The 17677-nt window shown below is 51.5% G+C and carries 15 protein-coding genes, 1 other RNA gene and 1 pseudogene; 11 read left to right on the top strand and 6 right to left on the bottom strand.

Annotated features, from left to right (window positions below):
- Nucleotides 1-92 precede the first annotated feature (92 nt).
- The 4 genes and pseudogenes from ssrA to BT179_RS24170 all read left to right on the top strand — a co-directional run bounded on the left by ssrA (nucleotide 93) and on the right by BT179_RS24170 (nucleotide 3775).
- Nucleotides 93-486, top strand: a transfer-messenger RNA (tmRNA) gene (gene ssrA / locus BT179_RS24185).
- 183 nt (nucleotides 487-669) lie between these two features.
- Nucleotides 670-1925: pseudogene (locus BT179_RS24180) on the top strand (integrase domain-containing protein).
- Nucleotides 1926-2063: 138 nt separating this feature from the next.
- Complete coding sequence (locus BT179_RS24175; protein WP_072432031.1) at nucleotides 2064-3224, top strand: STY4528 family pathogenicity island replication protein; 1161 nt, start codon at nucleotides 2064-2066, stop codon at nucleotides 3222-3224.
- A gap of 305 nt (nucleotides 3225-3529) precedes the next feature.
- On the top strand, nucleotides 3530-3775 hold the full coding sequence (locus BT179_RS24170; protein ID WP_072432032.1) for a hypothetical protein: 246 nt from the start codon (nucleotides 3530-3532) through the stop codon (nucleotides 3773-3775).
- 184 nt (nucleotides 3776-3959) lie between these two features.
- Here BT179_RS24170 and BT179_RS24165 read toward each other — a convergent pair whose 3' ends face one another.
- Complete coding sequence (locus BT179_RS24165) at nucleotides 3960-4826, bottom strand: DUF5677 domain-containing protein (RefSeq protein WP_072432033.1); 867 nt, start codon at nucleotides 4824-4826, stop codon at nucleotides 3960-3962.
- A gap of 320 nt (nucleotides 4827-5146) precedes the next feature.
- Between BT179_RS24165 and BT179_RS24160 the strand changes: the two genes are divergently transcribed.
- The 3 genes from BT179_RS24160 to BT179_RS27060 all read left to right on the top strand — a co-directional run bounded on the left by BT179_RS24160 (nucleotide 5147) and on the right by BT179_RS27060 (nucleotide 6431).
- Entirely contained in the window at nucleotides 5147-5704 is a 558-nt protein-coding gene (locus tag BT179_RS24160; RefSeq protein WP_072432034.1) for a hypothetical protein, read from the top strand.
- A gap of 6 nt (nucleotides 5705-5710) precedes the next feature.
- Nucleotides 5711-6151 carry a type II toxin-antitoxin system YafO family toxin gene (locus BT179_RS24155; protein ID WP_072432035.1) on the top strand — a complete coding sequence of 147 codons (441 nt, stop codon included), beginning with the start codon at nucleotides 5711-5713 and terminating at the stop codon, nucleotides 6149-6151.
- Nucleotides 6152-6248: 97 nt separating this feature from the next.
- The gene (locus BT179_RS27060; protein WP_072432036.1) at nucleotides 6249-6431 is read left to right on the top strand and encodes a hypothetical protein; all 183 of its coding nucleotides are present in this window, start codon (nucleotides 6249-6251) and stop codon (nucleotides 6429-6431) included.
- Here BT179_RS27060 and BT179_RS26840 read toward each other — a convergent pair.
- Nucleotides 6357-6653, bottom strand: a complete 297-nt coding sequence (locus BT179_RS26840) for a hypothetical protein (protein ID WP_177305136.1) — start codon at nucleotides 6651-6653, stop codon at nucleotides 6357-6359. The two genes, BT179_RS27060 and BT179_RS26840, sit on opposite strands and share 75 nt — an antisense overlap.
- Nucleotides 6654-6918: 265 nt before the next feature.
- Between BT179_RS26840 and BT179_RS24145 the strand changes: the two genes are divergently transcribed.
- Nucleotides 6919-7992 (top strand): DUF6516 family protein, encoded by a 1074-nt coding sequence (locus BT179_RS24145; RefSeq protein ID WP_072432067.1) that lies wholly within the window; start codon nucleotides 6919-6921, stop codon nucleotides 7990-7992.
- A 246-nt stretch (nucleotides 7993-8238) separates the two neighbouring features.
- On the opposite strand, the gene BT179_RS24140 is transcribed toward BT179_RS24145, so the two are convergent.
- Entirely contained in the window at nucleotides 8239-10161 is a 1923-nt protein-coding gene (locus BT179_RS24140) for an AAA family ATPase (protein ID WP_177305135.1), read from the bottom strand.
- A gap of 222 nt (nucleotides 10162-10383) precedes the next feature.
- Nucleotides 10384-11100 (bottom strand): hypothetical protein, encoded by a 717-nt coding sequence (locus tag BT179_RS24135; protein WP_072432038.1) that lies wholly within the window; start codon nucleotides 11098-11100, stop codon nucleotides 10384-10386.
- A 1055-nt stretch (nucleotides 11101-12155) separates the two neighbouring features.
- Here BT179_RS24135 and BT179_RS24130 point away from each other — a divergent pair.
- The 3 genes from BT179_RS24130 (at nucleotide 12156) to BT179_RS24120 (ending at nucleotide 15375) form a co-directional block, all read left to right on the top strand.
- Nucleotides 12156-13019: an integrase domain-containing protein gene (locus BT179_RS24130; protein ID WP_072432039.1), complete on the top strand. Its 864-nt coding sequence runs from the start codon at nucleotides 12156-12158 to the stop codon at nucleotides 13017-13019.
- A gap of 265 nt (nucleotides 13020-13284) precedes the next feature.
- Nucleotides 13285-14802 carry a MobH family relaxase gene (gene mobH / locus BT179_RS24125; RefSeq protein WP_371264421.1) on the top strand — a complete coding sequence of 506 codons (1518 nt, stop codon included), beginning with the start codon at nucleotides 13285-13287 and terminating at the stop codon, nucleotides 14800-14802.
- A 246-nt stretch (nucleotides 14803-15048) separates the two neighbouring features.
- Nucleotides 15049-15375: a hypothetical protein gene (locus BT179_RS24120; protein ID WP_072432041.1), complete on the top strand. Its 327-nt coding sequence runs from the start codon at nucleotides 15049-15051 to the stop codon at nucleotides 15373-15375.
- A 381-nt stretch (nucleotides 15376-15756) separates the two neighbouring features.
- Here BT179_RS24120 and BT179_RS24115 read toward each other — a convergent pair whose 3' ends face one another.
- Together BT179_RS24115 and BT179_RS24110 are read right to left on the bottom strand one after the other, a co-directional pair.
- Nucleotides 15757-16515: a hypothetical protein gene (locus tag BT179_RS24115; protein WP_072432042.1), complete on the bottom strand. Its 759-nt coding sequence runs from the start codon at nucleotides 16513-16515 to the stop codon at nucleotides 15757-15759.
- Complete coding sequence (locus BT179_RS24110) at nucleotides 16512-17630, bottom strand: TIR domain-containing protein (protein ID WP_083568917.1); 1119 nt, start codon at nucleotides 17628-17630, stop codon at nucleotides 16512-16514. Before BT179_RS24110 ends, BT179_RS24115 begins: the two co-directional genes overlap by 4 nt.
- Nucleotides 17631-17677: the final 47 nt, after the last annotated feature.

The following is a 17677-nucleotide window of genomic DNA, read 5'->3' as shown; positions in this document are numbered from 1 at the left end:
TGACGGCCAACCTTCGGGTTGGCCTCCGGCCCGGATTGGCGTACACTCTGCACACGCCTGCCGCTCCAATGCTCTACCGGAGTGACAGGTCCGGGGCCGTTCAGGATTCGACGCCGGTTGCGAAACTTTAGGTGCATGCCGAGTTGGTAACAGAACTCGTAAATCCACTGTTGCAACTTCCTATAGTTGCCAATGACGAAACCTACGGGGATTACGCTCTCGCTGCGTAAGCAGCCTTAGCTCTTCCCTTCTGGTACCTTCGGGTCCAGCAATCATCAGGGGATGTCTGTAAACCCAAAATGATTGTCATATAGAACAGAATCGCCGTGCAGTACGTTGTGGACGAAGCGGCTAAAACTTACACAACTCGCCCAAAGCACCCTGCCCGTCGGGTCGCTGAGGGTTAACTCAATAGACACGGCTACGCATGTAGTACCGACAGCGGAGTACTGGCGGACGGGGGTTCAAATCCCCCCGGCTCCACCATTTCATCATCTAAAGACGTCCACGGACGTCTTTTTTTGTGCCTGAAATCCAGTAAATACGGGGGTTTCAGCGCCACTGGGCTCCATAGCACTTCACGCAGATCCATTTTGAAATGTATTCCAAGACGTATTCCAAGCCCGCGGCTGGTAAATTTTGGAATACACAAACAGCGTTGGAGTACCCATGGGAGCCCAAGCCACACGCCTTTCAGACCTGAAAATCAAAGCCGCCAAACCTAAAGCCAAGGACTACATACTGACCGATGGCAACGGCCTCCAGCTGCGAGTCCGAACCAAGGTTCAAGGCTATGGAATTTCAACTACGTCCATCCCGTGACGAAAAAACGGATCAACATGGGACTGGGAACATTCCCTGAGCTCAGCCTGACTCAAGCGCGAAAACGCACCGTTGAGGCCAGGGAATTGGTCGCCCAGGGACTCGACCCCAAAGAGCAGCGCGATGCCGATCGCCAAGCGAAAAAAGCCGCGACAGAGCACACCTTTCAAAACGTCGCGACGGCCTGGTTTGAACTGAAGAAAGATTCCGTAACAACCGCCTACGCTGAAGACATTTGGCGCTCGCTCACGCTGCACGTCTTCCCGGATTTACACGCGACCCCAATTTCCGAAATCAGCGCTCCCCAGGTCATCAAGTTGCTTAAGCCACTTGAGACCAAAGGCAGCTTGGAAACGGTCAAGCGCCTGACCCAACGCCTCAACGAAATCATGACTTACGGGGTGAACTACGGACTCATTCATGCCAACCCCCTGAGCGGAATTCGATCAGTCTTCAAAAAACCAAAGAAGAAAAACATGCCGGCATTGCCCCCCGATGAGCTCAATGAACTCATGGTGGCGATTGCCAACGCCAGCATTAAAAGAACCACCCGGTGCCTCATCGAGTGGCAACTCCACACGATGACTCGGCCGGCAGAAGCTGCGACCACCCGATGGGCTGACATCGACTTCAAGAAGAAGATCTGGACGATTCCACCGGAGCGCATGAAGAAACGTCGCACACACATCATCCCGCTCACGGAGCAAGCTTTGGCACTCCTGGAAGCCATCAAGCCCTACAGCGGACACCGGGAATACGTGTTTCCCGCCGACCGTAATCCTCGCACCCATTGCAACAGCCAGACCGCCAACATGGCGCTGAAACGCATGGGCTTTGAGGGGCGACTCGTAAGCCACGGAATGCGCTCCATGGCGAGCACCATCCTCAATGAAAAGGGTTGGGACCCAGAGCTGATCGAAGTTGCGCTTGCCCATGTCGATAAGGACGAGGTACGTAGTGCCTATAACCGAGCGGACTACATTGAGCGCAGACGGCCGATGATGCAGTGGTGGAGTGAACACATCCAGGGAGCAGCTACCGGCAATCTCTCAGTATCAGCAACCATCGAAAGCAGTGATCGGAAAGTCGTCGCCATACGCTGATGAAGGACTGTCATCGGCGATATGGAACAGCGATAAATCCGGTGGTGATGCAAATCGTATTGTCGAGTTACACGAAGGTTGATCCGCGATGAGATGCAGAGGAACGGGCCGTCGTGGCCCATACCTCGGAGTCATCTCATGGCAGACCTACGCACTCACCAGAACTCACAAGATCAAGATGCTCTGAGCGCTACCTTGACGGCGCTCATGCTCGATCAGCGCCTTACCCCGTTGGAGCGCAATGGCTGGCAGGTCCTGCGCATGCTTCGCACCGCTGATGGCCTCAGTCCGCTCGTGAACATGGGACAGCTGCGCCGCTATCTCACGTGTACTCCCTGCGGGCAGCGAGCGGGCGCTGCCACGGCTTGGCGCGCTTTAGCGGTACTGCGGCTTACAGGATGGATCAGCTTCGTAAGGCAACATTGCGATCTCCTGACTGGCAATGTTCAAAGCGTGCTGTATCGAGTCAACGAGCGCGCCCTAAGCTTCCATGAAGCTTGTGCTCTCGACGACAGCCTGGAGGAGCTTATGGCTACCTGCATCGGCCATGAAAACAAACAAATCAAGCATCTTGCCGAGCACGTTCTGGCGACTTCTGAGCAGACGCCTGAACATCCCCCCATTGCCAGTCGGGAGCAACGGAACAAAGACGATGAACCACCGCCTTCCGCGCCATCGCGAAAGCGCCCTAGGGTCAACCGAACATCCGCACCTACTGCTTCCGCAAACAGATCGACCGTTACACGGCAGACCAAACAGACCCGCCAGATACCTCAAGAGCAACACCGTACGTATAAGACGTATTTATACAAAGAAGAACGTACGTACCGCGCGCATACGCGTGAGGAAAGCGATTCATCGTCACTCCCCCTGGCCTTGCCGCCATGCCTGGTCAGCGCCAAAGCAGATCAGCAAAGAGACGTGCTGATGGCTTTGAAACGGTTGCCGTCACACCATCGCCAAGACGTGCTGGACGAACTCCAAGCACGCAGTCAAAACGGCACGGTACGCAATGTCGTCGCCTATTTCTTCGCCTTGGTGAAACGTGTGTTGGCCGGCGAGTTTCACTTGTGGGCCGGCCGCAAAAAACAGAATCAAGCTGGCGAGCCAGTTGCAATGCCGCCCGCACCCCGCGTTCGCATAGAAGCGCCCAAGAAGCCACCAGAGCGCTCGGCATGGCGCGAAATTGGCCGGCCACACATTGCCAACATGCGAGAAATCCTGGCCGGTCCTAGGGGCGCTGGAGACTTGGCGGCACAGGTGATGAAAGACAAAGGGTGGCAGGCGTGTCCGGCATAGGGCGGACTTCAACGCCTGTAAACTCATGAATGTCCGGTGCTATTACCCAATATCTGGTAACACTCGATAGCCAGTTTTTGGATTGACAGCAAATGTTCGTGGGAGCACTTTCACGAGTGCATACCAGCCGTCAGGATCATCAAGACGGCGCTGCGGTTTTCCGCAGGATCCGCCCAATGACCGCATCGCTTCCGGCAGCGCGGACAGTCGACTTGAGTGTCGAAGGAAGCAAGCCACCCCCATCCCACCCACGACGGGCCTCCCCCCGTCCTGGGGCAGGCCTTTCTTTGTTTTTGGAGGCCTTAATGAAAAATCGACTGGCAATGTACAAAGCCCTGAAGGCTATCAACGTGCCTGAGCAGCAAATCGAAGCAGTTATCCAAGCCATGGACTCTCATGTGCATTTATCTTCTGCAGGTAAATCCGATCCCGACATAGCGCAATTTCGGGCAGAGCTATCCCGGGTTGAGGTAAGCCTCCTTATGAATATTGGCGTGATGCTCTTCGTCGCGATGGCGATTCTCTTCGCCGCGGTCGCGTTTATTCGTTAACGAGACCACCTTTTCCATTGGAACCAGCCACCTGTTCTAGGACAGGTGGTTTTTTTGTGCGCAAGTCACTTGATTGCACAGGCCGTAAAGACATTTGACCAAGGGCACCTATCGGCCAAAAGCGGTCATTGTCCGAGCGGAGACAGCCCACTCAAAATCTTTGCTGGGATACGCCCACTCCGGCTCAATCCTGCTCTTTAGCTGACGATGAACTGTCCCGGCCGAAGCCTTCACTTTGGGCAGCTTTATACAAACGCTTGAACAGCTTACGTTCAACGTCGATCAGTGGCTGGCAGTTGTGAATCTGCGCGAACGCGGCGAGAAAGCCACTGGCCGCGTGGCTGACAGCAGAGAGAATGTCGACCACTTGGCTCTCTGTATTGGCAAGAAAGCCCTCGACGTTCATTTCGCCGGGGTTGTGTGCGCTCATGAAGTAGCTCATTCCGTACACTGATCCGTGGATGATCTCAGAAGAGATGGCATATATCAGTCCATAAGCGCCGAGCAAGGCCCCTCCAGCTGACCGGACTACTTTCCCTATGCGATCAATCTTCGATGGCGCATCCAGCATGCTCCATGAGCCCTGTCCTTTACCTGCAAACTCAGGAAACATCAGCGCTGCCAATGCCTTCGAATCGGGGCTTGTGCTCAATGTGAATGCGAACTCGCCGGTGCCAATCACGCGGTTCATATGCTTCCAAGCGGCATAGTCTTTATGCTTCAAAGCGCGTTGCGATACTTCGACTGGCTGAGTTACGAAGAAAGCAGCATTGATAAACCCCTCTATCACACCGCGGGCAATCGGGTAGAGATCACGAATGGGGATACCGACGGCACTTGATCCTCTTAGGATTGTGTTGAGCGACTGACCAGCGCCAAGCGATGTGGCGCTCACTGCCCGCACCTGATCCCATTCGAGGACGGATTTCAGCTTCTGCCCCTGAAAAACGATAGGCCCCTGCGACATCACCCACAAAATCAAGCGCAGAAGTTCCTGCTGCTCTTCAATGACGGCACGTAATTCTATTATTGCTAATGTGTTCTCGTTCATGTCCTTTCCTTAGGTTGCTGGCTCCTTCAAGAGCATCCGCCTTGGGTCGATCAAAGCCATCCTCGTGAACCCAAGAGCATCACATCTGCCGACCTCCCTGCATCGATCGAGGACTTGTTACGCGACGGCGGCACAGCTTGAAATGCGGAGCTGGCCCTGTTTTTGCATGACTGTTGCCGCCTGTCTGATATGTCTGGCCGTTACAAAAATGTGGTGACATAACGGTGGCACATTTGGTCAGAGGATATAGAGTCACTTTTAAACACCGACCTGAAACGCAAGCAACAACAGACCAAAGCACGCCCAAGAGGGCAAAGACCATGAAGCGCGACCAACATCATCACCGTCAAGACCCTTATTCTAAAGAGGTCATGCTTTCCCTTACTTTGCGTGTGTCGCTGTATTGCGCACAGGTTGCGGCTGCCCCCAGTGCTGAGTCGAGCGCTCGCCTGGAAGTCGCACGTGAGAGAAATGTTGTTGAAGACGCAAAAATTCGTACCGCGATCAAAGAAGCTATTGTCAGCTTGAATGAGCTCAATGACTTTGTGTTTGACGCAGGTCGCTCCATGCTCACAAACATGCCCCCACGACACGTGATAGAAGATGAACGGTTTTCAGAGGTAGCGAGTACATTGCGCGAGTTGGAATTAGTGTTATCCACTAAGGCTGAGCTGTATTCGAACTTGCCAAGTATGAGCGACGAATACAATGCGCTTCGGCGCAATCTGGCTACTACGCGCTCGCGGACAGCACAGAACGCCATGATTCTTAAACAGATGTTTCACGTGCCCAAAAACTACGAGAGTTCAATAGATATGAAAGGGCTGGAAGCCTTGGCTTCCATTTCGACAGAGCGCCTCCATCAGCTTGCGAACTGATGGCATATGACAATAATTGTCGAGTATAGCACCGACACATACGATGACCTTTTCAAAGATGTTTTGTCCAATCACCCTACAATCTTGAACTCTTTGCGCGACGACTTTTATACCTATATCGCGTCCAACAGAATGACGCTCCCGTCATATTTCGGTTGCGACGTGCCATACACTCATCCACATGAAGCTTATGTCGTGGGCTTGATGCACATTCACATCGCCATCCCGCCGTCAGTGTTCCCAACGAGTAAACCGCAGTTTGACCGAAAGTGTCCTCTAGGTGACCCCACCAAAGATGCTGCGTTGGTATATGCACAAGGGCTCTACGATGAAGATAGATACATTCTCATCGCCATGCTTCACCCCGGCGCCCACGACAAAGCCCGCACCGAAAAAATAATCAAGCGACTAGCGGGAGTGGCAAAGCGCTTTCGCGATATCTATTAATCTGACTTTCCGTTTCTTCGCTGCTACGCTTTCGGTTTTCTCGAATGGAGTCGAAGCCACGCCCACCGAATACTCGCTGCCTGACACCCTAGAACGTATGTACGAAAATCAGTTCGCACTTGAAGCGGCGTTGATAGAGGTTGTGCTTTGGGTCGAGCAGCGCGGATCAAGTGACGTTGGCGAGAACATGCGCAGTTCGCTGGACCTAATCGGCGAGAACGCTGGGCACATCAAACAAGGCCTGGCCAAGTTGGCTCCACAGCACTGTGGTGACGCCTGAAAGGCAGATGGAGAGACTGATGGCAAATCGATGGTTTTCGCTGCTGCGGCGAAGCATACCCGCCGCAGAATGAAAAGATTCATCAAAACGGTTTTTTATGAATCTGCGGCAGTCAGGCCAGCTCACCGATAATTTTTCTCCCAGTCGCAGCTCCATCACCACAATGCTCATCAGTGGTGTGGTCTGGTCAGAAAGTATCTGAGGACCAAAGCGGTAAAGCATCAACGTCTGCCTTGTATTGTTTCTGCCTGTCGCAACTGGCTGAAATCGACCCGATGCTGCCGTTCGCTACCGGCAGTAGTCGGCCAAGAGCAGTCATCCTGTGCCTCCACCAGTTAGGGCGATTCACTCCTTAAATAGGCGAATCACCAAATCCCATTTTTGGATTTGACCATTTTTAATCTGCTCTATTGCTATAGCTTATCATTTGAGTCATCTTTTCTGACACGTCTACACGACCTCAATGAAAACAAAACAGGTAAGCTACTTGAATCTCAACGATGTAATCAAAGACTGCATCCGTCTTAAATTGAATGGATGTGCAACCGATACTGCAATTCAGTGTTTCGGAGGAAATCTTCTTGAAGAAAAGAGACCCGTTTTGGCGATTGAGGTTTCAACTAAAGAAATCTTGCTTTGGATGATGCAGGAAGCAACGAATGCTCATATTTATATCAGTACAGGCGTTTTTCATATGAACGCACTGTATGAACCTAATGAACGTTTTCCTGCTGCAAGAATTTATTTCATGAAAACAGAAAACCTTCTTTTGGTTGGCAAGATTGGTGCTTATATCGAACAGTACGGAATCAAGCTCGGTCCGGTGAACGATGCCCGCTTCTCAAAACTCATTGATGACGCAGGGTATGCACAGCGCTACGAGGCATGGCATGAGAGATGGAAAGCCGACGCTAGGTCATTCGATGGCTTACTCGGAGGACGCCGCGAAAATACTGCCGTAGATCAGGGTATCTGGCTGTCTTCAGACGGGCAATGCTTGGTTTGTGGCGTAAAAACCGATCGCATGGCTACCAGTACTGTTTGGGGGGAGTCAGGAATGATGGTTGGTTTGCAGCTTTGTTTGACGCACCAGGCCGAATCTCAAAAGCAATCGACTCTGCTTGACTATCTCGCTAAACATTTAGGGGGAACGGCTATGTTCTCAAGTACGCGCACACGTACCGCTGAAGAAGCGCTTGAGCAAACCTGTGAAACTCTTAAAGTAAAACTCGAGTGCACTGTCATGAAGGTGGAAGATCAAACTGTAACCGCCCGTAGACCTTCCGGGATTACCGTAGTAGTAAGGCAACACTCTCCTTCAAATTATGCATATAACATCCTGAGCCCTGAAGGTAGACAGCTGTCCAGAGTCGACTCAGCCAATCATCACAAAGTGCCTTACGGCCCAGATCATGTACATTCCGATCTGAGTAAGTCTAAGAAAAATGTCGTCGAGGCAAGTTTCACATACGGCGACGTAGGATTGGATGTAAAATTACTTTTAAAATTAATCCAAGAGGCTGAGAGTAAATTTTCAAGCAATCAGGGAGCGACCGGTTGAATCCACATCCGTAAGCAGTCGCTCGCGAACGTCTGCTGTTGGCCTAGGCCGCGTAAAAGCGTTTTTCAGCGCGATTGGATCCCTGTGTTGGACTGAAAATCGCGTTTCTACGCAAAATTCAGATCGGCTGAGCAGCCGATATTTTTCAGATTTCACATAGCGGCGCGAGTTTCAGTTTTGAAGAAGCGTTTTTACACTCTGGGCCGCAAGCGGTCGTTAGGGCGATACGTCAAATAGCACCAAATTCTAAATTAAATCCTTCCGTATTTCGGTGATCCATAATGGATCTGGATGCAAAGCATCATCCTCATCCACAAGTGACGCATACACCTCTGCAAATCGGACCTTGAACCCATCCTCTTTAAATAAATCTTTCAAAGCGTCCCTCTCCTTTTTTCGCCAATTGAAAGCGGAAGCTGACGAGTATCCCAAGTCTAGTACCTCAATACAATCCAGTAATATAGCTACATCTTCGTACTCATCACCAAGCTCTCCCAAAGCTTGGAAAAAATATAATGCATCCAGACTATCTTCAATATCTGTTGATGGCGTTTTTTGATTATGCCCACCTTTTACAAGATTTGTGATATTGTCAACATCAAGCAGGCGTCGAAACTTTAGATTGGGATAGTCTTTAAAGTCGCAGTCCATAAATTGAATATCCGTATCAATTAGGCAAAGGATTTTACCACCGACTTGTTTTTCGTCCTCTTTGATAGGTAGTTCCAGATATTCAAAGAGTCTTTTTACTTCTTTAGCTCCGCCCACCGGCAGAATTTTGAGCTTCTGTTTTTGAAGCTCTCCTGCAAAATATTTCTCAAAATATATCCTCTCCGACGTCCCTTCACATATAATCCAACTATACGGAGAAGGCTTTCTGATTGAGGCGATGATTGTCTGCACAAGATCATTTCGACTTTTTAAGCTAATATCTGCCGGAAGCGCGCCTTTATGGCTCGCAATTTGTTGCTTCACAATCTCCCGATAGTAGGCGATATCAATTACGGAATTCAAAATCTCGCCTTTTTCTTTGTAAATATTTGTAGCTGTACCGGTCGCTAAAATAGGTACAAAGCCGTACCAGTGAGTAGTTACGAGACATTGAACCCCTAACTTGGATATCTGATAAATCCGCTCAAACTGCTCGAAGATCGCCCCGGTATGTAGCGACGCCTCGGGCTCGTCCATGGCGAATACTAACTCACTATCTAGCTGATTATTTTTACTGAGAAAAGCATAGGAAATGTCAACAAGAGCCTTTTTCTTCTCGCCAGAGCTGAGCTGACTTACAGGGGTTCGCGTCCCCCCTTCGCTCTTATTTAAAACTCTTATAGAAAAATACGACTCTATAACCTTGTGACTAAGATCGGAAAAATTTAACTTTGACTGTCGCTGACTCGGCTTTTTATATTCATAACTAACCAAGGTCTTTTCGATATCAGCTATAAACTCTGCCAGCTTCTTATTAATTTCAACCAGAGACTTTTGAGTGATAATGTCTTTTAATATTGTCTCAATGTCTTTTCCAGATAATTTCTGAATGGCTTTGCTTTCGATCTTTGTATATCTTTGAACATCCACTTCCGCTGGAGTGTAAATATAATTGTAATTTGGAACAATAAATTTACTTATTTTAGATATCACCAATTCTAACTGTACCTCGTTACTTCTCGGCTTTGCGGGATCAGACGGAAGAAGCAAGGCGAGCTGGCTAATTGTTGTCATTGAGCTAAATATTGAGAGAAACGACCTCTCCGGCGTTTCGTATTGTTGCCCTATTGCGCAGAGGTAGTGTGTATCTTTATTTATGATTAAAGAATCTCTGTGCGCAATGAACTTTTTAGCCTCCTCTCTGTTTGCACTATTAAATGAATCCAGCCTAGCCTCCCACAATATACGACTTAGCAGATCTATAATTAACAGCTCATCCACGTTACCGCTTGATTTGGCTATTCTATCCCACTTATTTTTTTCCAAGGCCAAAATAACGCAAATATGCGGCGTCCTGGTGCTCAAGCCGTTGGCTACAGCATCGTTATTTACATTCCATTGCCCGCCATTAAAAAAAACCTCTAAAGCCTCAAGAACAGTACTTTTACCAGCCCCATTTTCCCCTATGTAAGCATTAAAATTTGTTCCGTTGCTGACCGGGATGTAATTGATGCCCATGTAACATTTGTAATAACGTAAAAAAGTCCCGACTATCATCACTCATCCCTGGCTAGGTCAAAATGCCAGTATAGACGTTTTAACAATACACATTGTCGCAATATCCGGTAGCCGTCCGTGGAAAACGTTCGATTTTGGCCGCCCATTCACAAAGGTTTCTTTCGACCAATAGCCATCCCCACGCTAGCGTTAGCCAAAACGAAAACTAGTCGAACTAGAAGCTCACTCCAGCTCCACAGGCTCGCTCAAGAAGTCGATGAGCTTCGCCCCTAACTCCGTGGTCCTGCGGGCCAGAATGCCTTGGCGCGACATGGTTGTGCCAAGGCCATCTGTGTGGATAAGGCCGCGCTGATAAAGGTCTCCCCAGATGACTTTGTAGATCCGCTCTTTGCCTCGGAGATCTGGAAATGCATGCTCAATGGCTTGCGCTATGCCGCCCATGCTCCAGCTACTCGGAAACTCTACTCCATGCTTCTGACCCCATTCTTCAGGGCCGTTCATAAGGCTGAGTAGACGAATGTGGGTCACCGTGCAGACATCGATAAAATTGAGGAACAGCTGTCTCAGATCTTCTTCTGGGCCATGGCCGATTGCGACGTTCAGCACTGCGTTGCGGAGCGCCTCCAGCTTTTCTTGCTGATGACTACGTATTGCCAACATCGATGCTTGGGACACGGTGGTGATGAATGTTTCGTTGTGCTGCAAGTCTTGCTCGGTTAGCACACTCTTCTCGATCAGATCGTTCAACGCGTTGCCGACCTGATTCATCCACTGCATCTTTCGCTCATTCATTGGCGTGTCGATGATTGAATTGAAAATTTCAACCCCAGCACCGCCCAGGACGGGCACTGCGCCAATCATGATTCTGGCGATGCGGTGAGCTTTTTCGCCACCTGGCTCAATGATTGGGTCGATCAGCTCGTTGTCGATTTTGTCCATCTGGAGTTCCATTAGGTGGTGGATGGAGCAGACATACCTGATACCTCATCCTTAGCCAAGCGCAATGTGGCAGATGAGGCGGCGGCAGATTTGACGTCCAGCTTAAAGGGCCGCTATTGGCCGATTTCTGCCTGTTGCGAAGGGCAGCCTCTGGCCGTGAGCCACCGTCTTCGAAGGGCCGCTATGGGTTCCAACTACCACGTTGTGACTGCTAGTTATCATCCCCCAGACCGTCGACCGAAAGCTCTCGGTCAACCTGCGTTGTCGACTTGCTCGTGCGATTCACGGCGTTGATCGGCAAGGCAGCTCCGTGCTCCGCCTTTCCCACAAGCTCCCTGCGCAGGTGTGGCATGGGAACCATGCTGCCCCTGCGCAGGGAGCCGACAAGGCCGAAGGCCGCGTCAGTACCACAGGCAATGAATAAATATGCACCTACCGCAGACGGCTTTTGCCCACGGACGCGCAAGCCATGAACCGGGCCGTCACTGCAAACCGCAGTGACGGCCCAGCCGACGCCCCAACATCACGGGCAAATCCTGAACCCCAAAGAGTGCGGCATACATGATGATGCTCCCATACACTGGCCCAGCTAAAACCTAAGACGACAGGTTCGAGAGTCGTCATCCCAACAGCGCAAGACTCCTGCAAGCGCTGATCCAGCAGGATGAAGTTAGCCAGGTATGCAAGGCTCTAAAAGCATACCGACCCATACCCATGGGCGGAGCCGCTTTTGTCTATCGGATTTATTCCGTCATGTGCCGCTACTGCACCGTCCAGGCAGCGGGCCTTTGCACAATGCCGACTGCTTCCACTTAACAATCCCATCCATTTCCTTGGAGTACTCATCAACACTAAAAACCAGCTCATCCCGCTCCATCTCCGTCCGATCTTCCAGCAGGAAGCAAGACGGACGTCTCAGTCGAGACATCGGTGTTTTCTGAACACCATGCCCCTACCCTTCGGGGATCTCGCCTAGCGAGTTGGCACCAACACTTACCAATGATTTTCAGGACAGGACAACGACACAAATCAAAGTCTGTGAGCGTGAACGGTATATGGACGATTTGACCTACACCCTGCGGCAACTTTGCCGGCGCAATCGCGATGGCAGTCACAACACTCAAGCCGACCGCATCCGCTCATTGGGGCTGATCGCCCGCCAACTACGCGAGTCTGGTTTCCGGCAGATGAAAGCCCCCTCGCTCAAGGGCAAACACGTACTGGCATTGCTAGATCGCTGGCAAGGCGAAGGCCTGTCACCTGGCACCATCAAAAATCGGCTTGCGCACCTTCGATGGTGGGCTGAAAAAATCGGCAAGGCTGGCATTCTCCCCGCGGACAACGCGCAACTGGGTGTGGCCGACCGGCGTTTTGTCACCAACGCCAGCAAAGCCCAAGAACTGGGAACGGACCTTAGCAAGATTACTGACGCCCACGTGCACATGAGCCTCCAGCTTCAGTCGGCGTTTGGACTACGCCGTGAGGAAGCGATCAAATTTCAGCCCAAGTATGCGGATCAAGGAGATCACATTCTCCTCAAGGGCTCATGGACGAAGGGTGGGCGTGATCGCTCTGTGCCGATCACTACTTCGCTACAGCGCGAGGTGCTGAATGCGGCACATCAGCTAGCGGGAGCCGGATCACTAATCCCGGCTCAGAAAACGTATATCCAACAGAGAAACACCTACGATGGTCAGTGCAAGGCAGCAGGCCTGAGCCACATGCATGGGCTACGTCATCGTTATGCACAAAGCCGTTACTTCGCTTTGACAGGGTGGAAGGCACCGGCGGCAGGAGGAATCTTTTCCAGGGAATTGACCCCAATGCAGCGTTCTCAAGACCGTATCGCTCGACAAATTATCAGCCGTGAACTCGGGCATGAGAGAACACAAATTACTGCGACCTACCTCGGACGATAATTCAAGGCTTTCGACGTCAATGAGCCGTAAGAGTGCGCCCCACTCCCCGCCTCGTTAGCGCCTCGACTTGACCAAGCGTATTTCCAGCCAATACGGATATGCGTAGTGGCGCATTTAATCTTTCTACGCTTGCCGGTTGCGTGCCCTATGGACACGAGACATTCAATGCCTGCTCGGCGAGCATTCCCGGCTTCGGTCACCTGAACAACCCTGCAAGCTTGGATAACTGAGGGCGTCGCAAGAAGCCGCCCGCTGCCTCTAGGGAATGCCAACTAATCCGGCTCGCCTGCCTCATGCTTTGCCCACTGACAGGTCTGTATCGGCGCTTCGAAGCCAAGCACTCATCCATGTTCATGAGTGCTGCTTCATGTCGTCGCCAAGCGAATACCTCCCTTCCCTCTCGACAGGAGCAATTATGTTCTCACTGTTCCATCGCAAGCTTCGGCGTGCACTCGACCCCACGACTGCAGCTAGCCCAACATCACCCGCCGGCCTGACCACTCCCCAATCTGCGGAATCACTCTTGGCCGTTCCCCACAGACAAAAGTTGCTAAGACAGATCTGGCAGTGCACCGCCATGTCCCGCCCTCAATTCGATGAACTTTATCTCGCCCCAATTAGACGGTACGCCGAACTGGTTCAACTTTTCCCAGCATCTGAAAATCAGCACCACGCTTACTCCGGTGGGATGCTGGACCATGGCCTGGAAGTAGTTACATACGCTCTAAAAATTCGCCGATCACGATTACTGCCCCCAGGAGCTCCACCAGAAGTTCAGATCATCCAAACGGAAGCGTGGAATGCCGCACTGACATACGCCATCCTGAGTGAAAACCTTGGCAAGATTGCGATTGATCTCCAAGTCGAATATTTGGATGGCTGCGCCTGGCACCCATGGCACGGACCGCTAACTCGACCTTACCGAGTTCGATACCGAAAAGACCTCGATTATCGACTGCGTGGCCCCGCATCCAGCCTGATGATCCACCAGCTATTAAGCAGCGAAATCCTGGACTGGCTTTCCGCTTTCCCTGAACTGTGGGCCTCGCTCATGGCCCGCTGGTCTGGCCATAGCGAACATACCGGCGCACTCGGCGCGATCATTATTCAAGCCGAACAAGCTTTAGTAGCCAACGCCCCTGCACAGACCATCACGGCAGCTGAGAGCCATGAGCCAGCGACCATCGCCACACAATCAGATCCATCACTGCCAGATACACCATCAACCGACTATTTCGACTCATTAACGAATCAAATCGGCGAGCCTCCCAAATGGCCTGAAGATTCCGACTCCGCACCTATCACCGACTCTGCCTCCTCAGCAGAAGAAGCGCCTGTGCCAGAAAAGCATGCGAAGCCAAGTGGCGAACACTTCATGGAGTGGCTGATAGAAGGCGTACGCACCCACCAGATCATCATGAATGACGACCAAGCGCTGGTGCACTCCGTCGAAGACACACTCTTCTTAGTCACTCCTGGAATCTTCCAACGCTACGCGAAAGCATTCCCTCGTCCCGCCTCCATCTCGAAAAGACAGGAGCAGCCTGACTGGGAATGGGTTCAAAAGCGCTTTGGAAAAATGAAACTGCACCGCATACAAGCGAACGGTCGCTGCATCTGGACATGTGAGCTCAGCGGTGCACGCAAAACACGTTTTTTACACGGCTATCTCTTGAAAAAGCACTATGGCTTGATAAGCGACTCGTCCCTCAACAACCCGAATCTGAAGGTGGTGACGCCAGGCAGCGAGAAGCCTCACACAACATTAGGAAACACTCGTTAACCGGTTTCCTGATTGACAGCAAACGCCCTCAGCGGCATTTTTGCTATGCATCTCGCTGATTCGCTCAGCACCAGCCGCCAGGATCTTCAAGACGGCGCTGCGGTTCTCCGCAGGATCCTTCATATGACCGCATAGCTTCCGGCAGCGCGGACAGTCGACTTGATGTCGATGGAAGCATGACTTTCCCACCCACGACGGGCCTTTCCCGTCGTGGGGGAAGGCCTTTTTTTGTTTCAGGAGGCCTTAATGAAAATGGAACTGGCGATGTATCAGGCACTGCGCGCAATCGACGTGCCTGAGCTCAAAGCTGAAGCCGTTATCCAAGCATTGGAATCTGACATGCTCACACTACTCGCGACGAAAAGTGATCTCACAAACCTTGACCAGCGGTTGACTGCTGAGATCGCTAGAACAACTGCTGAAATTGGCAAGGCGACTGCTGAGATCGCTAATACTAATCATCGACTGACTGCAGAGATCGCTAAATCTGATCTCAAGTTGTCCATTCGTATGGCTTCCATGCTCGCCGTGACGATCGGCATTTTGATCGGGGCGATGAAAGTCTTCTTATAGTTTTCCTCGGCAATTACTGGAACCATCAAAAACACCTATCATTCGATAGGTGTTTTTTTGCGACTTCTTCAGCGATATTTGAGCACGTGTGGTGAAACGGCGGGCAACATCAAACAGGGACTGACCAGGTTAAAGGACAGAAGTCAGGCGTGGCACCCTCTGCAGGGGCCACGGATGGGCAAAGGCTAAAGAGGCCGCCTGCGGCCTTTATGATTTCTCGCAATAGCAGCTCTCGACCGGCCGAAGTCGGCCAAAAGCTGACAGTGACTGCCGGAAAAACAGTACCTTTTGTCTTTATACCTTTGAGCGCCAAGAAAACTGTGAGGCCCAAGCAGAGAGGTCTTGAGAGAAAAGAGGCGTTGGTGTACGCAAAGGAGTGGTTCAGGGCTTGCGAATTTCAAATCCCACCATTTTTTTTGGGAGGTCGTATAGTCTTTCAAAGCGGAGCGTGCCACCGGCAGCGGTTGGCCATGCCTGCTTGAGATTCTCTGAGACCCGGACTGTGTTTGTTCCAGAGCTCAACTTGGAGGCTTCCCAAACGCATTGCCCGATGGCCTTGGGTTGCATAAACGCCGAGGTGCCGACAAGCGTCACGATGGCTTTGCTGAGAGACAGACCTGCACCAATTGAAAGATTCGGTAGCTCAAACCTCTCAGCTAGAAGCTCATTGACGATTTGCCTGGTCTGCGTAACGCAGTTGTCAGCTACCTGATAGGCGGTTCGAACAGATTTGACGCGATCGTTAGCGTCGACCTTGAAGAGGATGAGCACCCCGTCACCAAGGTATTCCGTGACGTGGCCATCCTCAAACAAGGCTGTTGTGGCTAATGCCGGCAGTAAGGCTGATGTTTCGTAGAAGACCCTTTGGAAACCGCTATCGATCGCCGGAAATTTCTGAAGATTTTGCAGGCGATCGGAAGAGTTGCGCATGTCAACGACGAGAGCGACGAACTCTGTCACCTCTGGCTTTCCCTGTTGTACATATGGATGCCCAGGGATGTTGCTTTCATTTCCCGCCCTGGATTCAATGGAGGCATTTATGCTGTCCATGATCATCCCGACCTTTTTCCACGTCCGCACAGCGCCGTCCAGGCCGTCGACTGCTGCTTTGCGGACGGCTGCAAGTTGATGATTGTTCATTTAACTAGCTTCCTGAAATGACGTTTAACCCTGTCCCAGACCTGCTTCTCAACGGTCTCTGTCATTTCTTGAGGGTAATAGATGATGCTCAAGCCTATGAGGTCGCTGGGGAGCTTCACCTCTTTACCGCTAGGTGCCATCAACACTGTGCGCTTGCGGCCAAATCTACCTACGAAAAGACCGAGCTCGAACAAGACGTTGTCACGAGGCATGGATTTCTCTGTGCCCCGAGACTTAACGATGTCGTCGTCGTTGGCCACAACTACTGCGAAGTCCGAGTTGGTCAGCTCCGCTTCAAGGTCATCCATTGGGTAGCTAGATAGCTGGAATATCTGAGGCATGCTCCATGGGGCGTATTCAAGGTCGGAGTCATGTGCGAAATGCTGGATTCCACTGTCGACGACTGAGAGGGCTTCGGCAGAAGAGATCGCAAAGATGCGATGCTTCTCACGCGGCCGGGCGACGTTGGCATTGCGTACGGCGATCCGTTTTGCGAGATCCCTTGCAAAGGCGAGCGTTGCTTCGGGAAATTGCAGGAGAAAACCTTTGAAATGCTCTTTTGAAAGCTGAACTGCCACCACTTCTTCGCGAGCGATCACGGTACTCGTACGTGTCGTGACGTGGACGGCAGCAATCTCACCGACGTGATTGCCCGCTTCGAAATTCTCAACCAGCACACGTTTGCCGATATTGATCGCCACAGAACCCGTTAGCAGAAAGAAAACGTCCGTGGCTGACTCGCCAAACGTAATGAGCGCCTCGCCAGCTTTGAAATCTTTCAGCTCCCCGTGCTCTGCCAAATAATCCGCACGTTGCCTGTCTTGTTTGACCAGCGGTTGCACCATGAGCTGTTCGACCAGCTCGTCACGGTCTTTCCTTAAACGCTCCAGCATCACTGCATCCTTGTCATAGGTAGTGGCCAAATGATGTCTTAGCCGGTGTGCCAGTGCAATAGAAGGTTGAGATGGGAGGTGGAGCCTGGAGGTAGCACGGTCAGGTCGAGAAAATTTTTCGAGGTGCCGTTCAACAGAAAAGGGGGCAGATTTATTTAATGCACTCGCAACGTCCGCTTCTGGCCGCTTTCTGCCTGTGGTGACCGGCAGAAAACGACCCATTGCAGTCGGTCTTCAACGCAGAAATCGGCCACAAGCGGACGGTCAAA

The organism is Pseudomonas sp. NFACC43 (assembly GCF_900119645.1).
In the GTDB taxonomy this organism is placed as follows: domain Bacteria; phylum Pseudomonadota; class Gammaproteobacteria; order Pseudomonadales; family Pseudomonadaceae; genus Aquipseudomonas.
The sequence above is the reverse complement of the archived record's forward strand: the minus strand, read 5'-3'. Positions and strand labels throughout refer to the sequence as shown.

Coding starts and splice junctions, on each gene's coding strand:
- mobH (WP_371264421.1), top strand. CDS start 13,285: ATGCCAACTAATCCGGCTCGCCTGCCTCATGCTTTGCCCACTGACAGG.
- BT179_RS27060 (WP_072432036.1), top strand. CDS start 6,249: ATGTACGAAAATCAGTTCGCACTTGAAGCGGCGTTGATAGAGGTTGTG.
- BT179_RS24140 (WP_177305135.1), bottom strand. CDS start 10,161: ATGGGCATCAATTACATCCCGGTCAGCAACGGAACAAATTTTAATGCT.
- BT179_RS24155 (WP_072432035.1), top strand. CDS start 5,711: ATGACAATAATTGTCGAGTATAGCACCGACACATACGATGACCTTTTC.
- BT179_RS26840 (WP_177305136.1), bottom strand. CDS start 6,653: ATGCTTTACCGCTTTGGTCCTCAGATACTTTCTGACCAGACCACACCA.
- BT179_RS24130 (WP_072432039.1), top strand. CDS start 12,156: ATGGACGATTTGACCTACACCCTGCGGCAACTTTGCCGGCGCAATCGC.
- BT179_RS24110 (WP_083568917.1), bottom strand. CDS start 17,630: ATGGGTCGTTTTCTGCCGGTCACCACAGGCAGAAAGCGGCCAGAAGCG.
- BT179_RS24175 (WP_072432031.1), top strand. CDS start 2,064: ATGGCAGACCTACGCACTCACCAGAACTCACAAGATCAAGATGCTCTG.
- BT179_RS24120 (WP_072432041.1), top strand. CDS start 15,049: ATGAAAATGGAACTGGCGATGTATCAGGCACTGCGCGCAATCGACGTG.
- BT179_RS24115 (WP_072432042.1), bottom strand. CDS start 16,515: ATGAACAATCATCAACTTGCAGCCGTCCGCAAAGCAGCAGTCGACGGC.
- BT179_RS24170 (WP_072432032.1), top strand. CDS start 3,530: ATGAAAAATCGACTGGCAATGTACAAAGCCCTGAAGGCTATCAACGTG.
- BT179_RS24165 (WP_072432033.1), bottom strand. CDS start 4,826: ATGAACGAGAACACATTAGCAATAATAGAATTACGTGCCGTCATTGAA.
- BT179_RS24135 (WP_072432038.1), bottom strand. CDS start 11,100: ATGGACAAAATCGACAACGAGCTGATCGACCCAATCATTGAGCCAGGT.
- BT179_RS24160 (WP_072432034.1), top strand. CDS start 5,147: ATGAAGCGCGACCAACATCATCACCGTCAAGACCCTTATTCTAAAGAG.